The following is a 1,066-nucleotide window of genomic DNA, read 5'->3' as shown; positions in this document are numbered from 1 at the left end:
GTATTAGGTAACGCGCCCCATCCGGAACTTGAAGGGCTTTGGAATTGCGTGACTACTGACCTTGCCTCGCCAAATAGAGATTGGCGACACGACCGTTTAAAACTCCAACAAGCAATTAGGGATCAGTTGGTTTAACTCGGTTTTCTGAATCTATTTACCAAACAAAAACAAAAAGGAGCACGATGCTCCTTTTTAAGTTCATTGATGACTGACCACTTTAGTGATAATTGACCGCGTTAAAGCTCTGTCATTAACTGCTGGTACTCTTGGTAGGTGGATAACAAAATATCCTGCATACCTTGAAAGTCGACCTCTGTCATTGGCAGCGCTTGTTTCACTTTTGCATCTAGGCTAATCGCAAAACTACACAAAGAGTCCGCTCCAAAGCTCGCAGCACTACTCTTAAGTGCATGGCTAATATCCGCTAAATACTTAGATGTGTCTGACTCTTTATTTAGCTCTAAATGTTCGTAGTATCCCTTCAGTTCACCTAAAAATATTTCCAGTAACACTGGGACATTCTCTTGCCCTATTTCACCGGCAAGCTCATCAACTTTTTGCTGATTTAATATTATCATCATTGCTCTTTTCTTATTATTTGGTGATTACTGCTTCGCATTCCATGTTTGCAATTTTCGGTATATCGTCGATGGACTGACATCCAAGAAACCTGCCGCGCGAGGAACGTTACCGTCACACGCTTTGATGGCCTGTTCGATAGCCGTTTTCTCAGTGATCCACAATGGGAAAATATCTTTTACCGTGATGTCTTCGTTCTGCTTCTCTTTTAAACGGAGACTGTTTTCAATTGGTTGGTTCAATGGCGGTGGAAGCATATTGAGAGTAATCTCTTTACCATTATTCAGTACCACTACATTTCGCAACACATTTTGTAACTGACGAACGTTCCCCGGCCACTCATATTGATTAAAGCGATCGAGTACTTCTTCAGCAAAACGTACGAACGCCTTGCCTTCTTCGACAGACATATAACCCAGCAATGAATATGCAATTTCGATGACATCTTCACCACGCTCACGCAATGGCGGCAAATGCAATGGAATCA

General features: G+C 42.2%; 2 protein-coding genes. Both read right to left on the bottom strand.

Going from position 1 to position 1,066, the window contains the following annotated elements:
- Positions 1 to 236 precede the first annotated feature (236 nt).
- The gene (luxU, locus tag AB4496_RS15255) at positions 237 to 581 is read right to left on the bottom strand and encodes a quorum-sensing phosphorelay protein LuxU (RefSeq protein WP_009848644.1); all 345 of its coding nucleotides are present in this window, start codon (positions 579 to 581) and stop codon (positions 237 to 239) included.
- A 24-nt stretch (positions 582 to 605) separates the two neighbouring features.
- Positions 606 to 1,066, bottom strand: a 461-nt coding sequence (locus AB4496_RS15250; protein WP_372131287.1) for a helix-turn-helix domain-containing protein, incomplete at its 5' end; no start/stop codon positions are given.

Origin of the sequence: Vibrio sp. 10N.222.46.A1 (assembly GCF_041473595.1) — a bacterium.
Taxonomy (GTDB): Bacteria; Pseudomonadota; Gammaproteobacteria; order Enterobacterales; family Vibrionaceae; genus Vibrio; species Vibrio tasmaniensis_A.
The sequence above is the reverse complement of the archived record's forward strand: the minus strand, read 5'-3'. Positions and strand labels throughout refer to the sequence as shown.